Raw genomic sequence first — 5,988 nt, forward strand, 5'->3', positions numbered from 1 at the left:
GACCAATTTTAATTAACTTAGGTAAATTTATAACCAATTTTGAATCGGAAACTAGAATCTAACGCTATTCTTTAAATTCCTGTTACAACGCATTCTTACTAAATCTCAAAATGGTTATTTAATTACAAAAATCGGAAAGCAATACCGTTAGCAAATCGACTTGCTGCTGTGTAGGTAACTGGTGTTTTTCTAAGCTTGTTTGGGTATCGATTAACACTTGATAAATATGAGTATTTTCAATCTCCGGCAACTGTTGTATCAAACGTTGAATCATGGCTAATGCAAGTTCTATGTTTTGATCTTCCACGGCCATATAAAACGTCACCAATGATTCCTCTGCTGAGCCTATCTTTAGCGGCATAGAGGACTCTGGATGATATTGATACAGTTTTTCGACAAATTGGAAAAGAGCATCATCTAATTCATTGTCATCAATGGGTTTGGTGACAATATAATCAGCGCCGGCCGACAACATTCGCTCACGAGTTTCTTTGAAAACATCAGCAGTACAACCAAAAATGAGCACATTACGTTGCTCCCCAACTAAGATCCGAATCGCAGACACCGCTTCTACGCCATCCATTACGGGCATATGGTTATCCATCAATATCAGGTCATAATTCCCGCCAACAACCGCTTGAATTGCCAATTCACCATTCTCAACACAATCGCATGTAAACCCTTTATTCTTCATAAAGGTTTCGATAATGATAGAGTTGGTCCGGTTATCTTCCACAATGAGAGCTTTCAGTCCTTGGTAATTAAGCTTGCGACGTGGCTTGACTTCAATGGTCCCGGGCGTCGTTGTTTCTATCGCCAGCATAACGTGAAAACTGGTACCAATTCCTAACTCACTGGTTACCGTGACTGTCCCATCCATTAGCTCTACAATTTGTTTTACAATCGCTAAGCCCAACCCCGTTCCACCAAAACGCCTTGTCGTCGATGATTCAGCTTGTTCAAATGGGCGGAATATTTTTTCCTGAGCCTCTTTTGCTATACCTATCCCCGAATCCCGTATCCGAATAGAAAGATACCGTTTATCTTCCATCTGCTGCTCTTTTAGAGTCACTTCGACAAAGCCGTGAGAGGTAAACTTGACCGCATTATTCAGTAAATTAAACAGAATCTGTCTCAATCGTGCTTTATCTGAGTAATACCAGCGATCGTGAACAATATCGCTGTAAATCCTAAACTGCAGTCCTTTTTCATTGCATAAGGTATGGTAAACACTGTTAATACTACCAATCAGTGAATCCAAGGGGAAACGGGTGTTATCAAGTTCTAATCGCCCTTGTTCAATCTTGGAGAAATCGAGAATTTCGTTAAGCAGCACCATCATGTGCTCGCCAGACTCATACAGACTATTAAGGTGTTGCCTCTGTTCTGGGGAAAGCTCTGTTTTCAATAAGATTTGCGCGGTTCCTAAAACACCATTCATTGGAGTTCTGATTTCGTGTGACAGGGTTGCTAAGAAGGCACTTTTGGCTTGAGTGGAAGCTTGAGCTTTCACTTTTTCCGCTTCAAGATAAACGGTTTTTTGGTTAAATGAATCGATAAGCTGGCGGATCTCATCTTGGCTTCGATACGGCATATCAATAATACCGCCTTGTTTAGAATCACTCACTTTTTTGGCGATTATGGTAATCGGTTTAATCACATATTGATTGATCAAGTAATAACCGATCATAACGCAAACTAAAAGGATTGGAATGATACTCCGTTCGACATTCATCACCAGATCAAACACTTCGTCATTCACTAACCGATGGGCATTAATAACATCAACTCGCCATTCAAAATCACCAAAACCGAAATGACTTACGTTAGCTTCTTCACGTATTATAAAATTATGTTCAGTGATCAGGGATCCCCCCGAATCACTTAAGGATACGCCAAGGTTATAAAGCTCCGCTTGACTGGCAATAAATGTGGCTAACCCCGCCAATGACAGATCGACTGTTGCTACTCCAGCAAATTCACCGTTAACGTAATAGGGCGATGAAGCCGTGATCATCTGAACGTGCGTATAGGCATCAACATAGACTTCTGACCATACCACACTACCGACAGGCTTCTCTTTTACTGCGTTGTACCACTCTTCGTTATCGTAACCATGCGCTTCTTGATTGTTCCAAGAATGCAATTTGTCGACTTGACCGTCAGCGGCTCGATTATAAAATAGGCTACTGTATCGCTGCGATGCATTAATGCTGTAGGGTTTCGGCCATAACCCACCACTGACGACAACATCATCAAGTATAGTGAACAGCGAAGAGAGCATTCTGTCTTGCTCAGCTTGGTTGGTTGCAGCTTGCCCAAGGCTCACAATGCTTTGGAGCACACCAATAGAACGGTTGAGAGGTTCGCGAATTTGGGCTGATAACACTTCTGCACGAAGATCTAAATTCTGTTTTAATTCAGCTCGTAGTGGCGCTTCGACAACCCAATAAGTAACGGTACCTGTGATCGCAATAAAAAAGCAGAGATAAAAAGAAAGGGCGATAATGCTCTTCTTCTTCAATGAAATAGGTGCTCTCATAAATCCTTTCAATTTTTTCTTTTGTGCAAATTATAGTGAACAATCTCAGTGAGCAATATGTTGATTGTTGTAAAACCTCACTAAAGCCAACAAATTATCAGCAAAATTCGCACATTGTATCGCTTTAACGTTAAAATGGCTGCAAATACACTCGGCAACTGATGGGATCTGCTGTGAATTTACAAGAACTCCTTACCCAACCCGAACTAGAAGATAAATTGCTTAATGAGGCCAAAACTCAAGGTTTTGTCGCATCCATGGCGTCAGCGCCTAACTTGCTCCCGCCAGAGGAATGGCTCCCTTTTCTATGGGGGGGAGAAGAGATCGCGCCATTTAGCGAAGGCAAACAGCTAGAAACCTATTTCCAACTGATCGTTGAAATGTGGAATGACTATCGCCCTGCTTTGCTCGAAAATCAATGGAGCTGGCCTGCAGGTTGCTCACTCGATGAACAAGAAATAGTGACTGAACATGTCCGTGATTTTTGTGAAGGTTTTCTTCAAGGTTGGCAACTTACGCGTGACGATTGGGAAACGTTAATGCCTGAAGATAGCCAAGACAATGCGCTACTTGGGGGCGTGCTCCTTTCGCTGAGTATGCTTTATGATCCGGAGACGTCCTTGGCAACACTTTCCCAACAAGGTATGCAAGGACTCGACCAGTTTGAAGAAATCTATCAGGCCATACCGGTGATGTTGTGTGGCTTAACGCAACGCGGCGCTCAGTTGGCACTAGAGCAATAACTTTGTTTTTGAATAGTTTTGTTTTCGAATAACGTTAATTTCAAATCAATTTGCTTGCGATAAAAAGGCTCTGAATAAGAGCCATTTTTCATCCACTACCGCCGAAAGGAATTAGGCATTCCCTTTGACTTGCAAATTTAACTGTTCAGCAAAATCCAACATACGGTTTAATGGGATGAGTGATTTCACTCTCACGGCTTCATCGACGAAAATTTCGTGATCTTTACCGCCTTCCATAAGAGCTGACTCAATCGCTCGAAGACCATTCATCGCCATCCAAGGACAATGCGCGCAGCTTCGGCATGTTGCCCCAGCCCCTGCCGTCGGTGCTTCAATCAATTCTTTCTCAGGGACTAACTGCTGCATCTTAAAAAAGATGCCTTTATCGGTCGCCACAATCATTTTCTGTTGAGGTAAGGATTTTGCTGCCTTAATCAACTGGCTTGTAGAGCCTACAGCATCCGCAAGTTCTACCACACTGGCTGGTGATTCTGGATGCACAAGGATGGCTGCATCAGGATACAGTGCTTTCATCTTACGCAATGCATCGGCAGAGAACTCGTCGTGTACTACGCATTCACCTTGCCAGAGCAACATCTTTGCGCCCGTTTTTTTCTCGATGTATGAGCCTAAATGGCGATCTGGCCCCCAAATTATGGGTTTATCTTCCGCATCTAAGTGCTCAACAATATCAAGTGCAATGCTCGATGTAACCACCCAATCGGCACGAGCTTTGACCGCCGCAGATGTGTTTGCATACACAACAACGGTATGATCTGGGTGTGCATCACAAAATTCTGTGAATTTATCGGCAGGACACCCCAGATCCAAAGAGCATTCTGCTTTTAACGTTGGCATTAAAATGCGTTTTTCAGGGGTTAAGATTTTTGCTGATTCGCCCATAAAGCGCACACCAGCGATGATCAATGTACTAGCAGGATGGCGATTACCAAACTTGGCCATCTCTAATGAATCACCAACAAAACCGCCGGTTTCTTCAGCGAGAGCTTGAATTTCAGGATCGGTATAGTAATGCGCAATTAATACAGCATCTTTTTCTTTTAAGAGTTGTTTGATACTTACTGTATAGGCTTGTTTTTGCTCAACCGTCAGTGGAATTGGCTTTGGCGGAAATGGATAAATAGTTTCAATCGTATCTAATATGTGGCTCATTGCTCTTGCTCTACGCAACTTCCAAGAATCCGAGCATTGTACACCGCACCTAACGAAGGATCAAAAGCGATTCATAAAATAGTGCCGTCGAAGAAAGAGGCCACAAGGCCTCTTTTTATTAACTCAAATTGTTATCAATTCAAATTCTCTTTAGCAACCTTGGCAGACGCACTTGTGGGGTATTCATCCACAACTTGCTGATAATACTTATTTGCTTGCGCAGTATTATTATTGCGCTTGGCAATATCACCTAACTTAACCAGCGCATCAGCACGTTTATTGGAGTCACTGTAAGTGAGCACGGCGGCAAAACTTTGCGTCGCTTCTTTATCCTGCTTTTTCGCAAAATAGAGCTGCCCTAACCAGTAATGGGCATTAGACGCAAAATTAGAATCTGGATAATCTTTTTGAAACTGTTGAAACGCTGCAATAGCACCACTGTAATCCCTTTTCTTCAGGATTAAATCAACCGCATTCTGATAGGCAGTTTGTTCATCAACATTGCTGCTAAACGTTCCTGCAATATCAGTGTCCGTTGTCGGCTGTGACGAACTTGCGGTTGTATTCTTCATTTCGCCACGTACGCGATCTAACTCGATAAAGAGTTCACGCTGACGCTGCAACATTTGCTGCATATCGTAGCTATTACGCTCTAACTGGCCACGTAGTTCGCTGATTTCAAGTGCCATATCATCGAGCTGCTGCTGCATTTTGAGTTGAACGCTATTACGGTTTTCAAGCAGACGTTCAAGACGTTGTACATTAGATTCAGATGATGATTGTTGAGCACGAGATGTGCTTGCTGAAGAGCTATTGCTAAGATCGGATACTGGAGCTGGTGCAGCGAGTACTTGACCCGCTGCACTTGCCAGTAACGTAAGCGTTACAATTCGCTTTAAGTTACTGAACATGAGGCGATTCCTCGATTAGTATACGAGAACCGCGCGGCGGTTCTTCGCATACACTTCTTCAGATTGACCAAGAAGAAGTGGCTTCTCTTCGCCATAGCTAACGATCGAGATTTGGTCAGCTTGTACACCTAGCGCTTGTAGATATTTCGCTACAGCTTGTGCACGACGCTCACCTAACGCGATGTTATATTCAGGCGTACCACGTTCGTCAGCATGGCCTTCAATGGTAACTTTCATTGCTGAATTTTTACTTAGGTAAGCTGCGTGTGCAGCAAGCATATCTTCGTAATCACCAGCAATTGTCGCGTTATCAAATGCGAAATAAATGGTTTGAGTTTCACGAAGAGCTTGTTCCTTTAGCTCTTGTTCAGAGAGTTGGCCATTCGCATCAATTGGAGAAACCACAGTTGTATCAACGCTGTTTGCTGAACCTGAAGTAGACTGGTTAGTTTGAGTACCAGAAGCGTTTGTCGCTTCATCGCTTGAACTACATGCAGTTACTGCAAGTACTGGTAGCGCAATCAGTAGCCCTTTAAGAACTTTATTAAGTTGCATTTTTTTTCCTTACTTTTTGATACTTACTTGCTATAAAAACGGAGACCACGCAGGAGCCCTAACG

5 protein-coding genes are annotated in these 5,988 nt (G+C 43.0%); 1 reads left to right on the top strand and 4 read right to left on the bottom strand.

Annotated elements, in window-relative coordinates:
* Positions 1-118: 118 nt before the first annotated feature.
* Positions 119-2,542 (bottom strand): hybrid sensor histidine kinase/response regulator, encoded by a 2,424-nt coding sequence (locus B9J87_RS04015; protein ID WP_217898077.1) that lies wholly within the window; start codon positions 2,540-2,542, stop codon positions 119-121.
* A gap of 161 nt (positions 2,543-2,703) precedes the next feature.
* Here B9J87_RS04015 and B9J87_RS04020 point away from each other — a divergent pair, with 161 nt between their 5' ends.
* Positions 2,704-3,285, top strand: coding sequence for a UPF0149 family protein (locus tag B9J87_RS04020; RefSeq protein WP_013856580.1), 582 nt, complete (start codon positions 2,704-2,706; stop codon positions 3,283-3,285).
* Between the two features lie 111 nt (positions 3,286-3,396).
* On the opposite strand, the gene nadA is transcribed toward B9J87_RS04020, so the two are convergent.
* From nadA to pal, 3 genes are all read right to left on the bottom strand, one after another.
* Positions 3,397-4,458: a quinolinate synthase NadA gene (gene nadA / locus B9J87_RS04025; RefSeq protein WP_088732634.1), complete on the bottom strand. Its 1,062-nt coding sequence runs from the start codon at positions 4,456-4,458 to the stop codon at positions 3,397-3,399.
* Positions 4,459-4,592: 134 nt separating this feature from the next.
* Positions 4,593-5,369 carry a tol-pal system protein YbgF gene (ybgF, locus tag B9J87_RS04030; protein ID WP_019280925.1) on the bottom strand — a complete coding sequence of 259 codons (777 nt, stop codon included), beginning with the start codon at positions 5,367-5,369 and terminating at the stop codon, positions 4,593-4,595.
* A gap of 15 nt (positions 5,370-5,384) precedes the next feature.
* Positions 5,385-5,924: a peptidoglycan-associated lipoprotein Pal gene (pal, locus tag B9J87_RS04035; RefSeq protein ID WP_013856577.1), complete on the bottom strand. Its 540-nt coding sequence runs from the start codon at positions 5,922-5,924 to the stop codon at positions 5,385-5,387.
* Positions 5,925-5,988 lie beyond the last annotated feature (64 nt).

The organism is Vibrio sp. V19_P1S1T109 (assembly GCF_002241375.1).
GTDB lineage: Bacteria > Pseudomonadota > Gammaproteobacteria > Enterobacterales > Vibrionaceae > Vibrio > Vibrio anguillarum.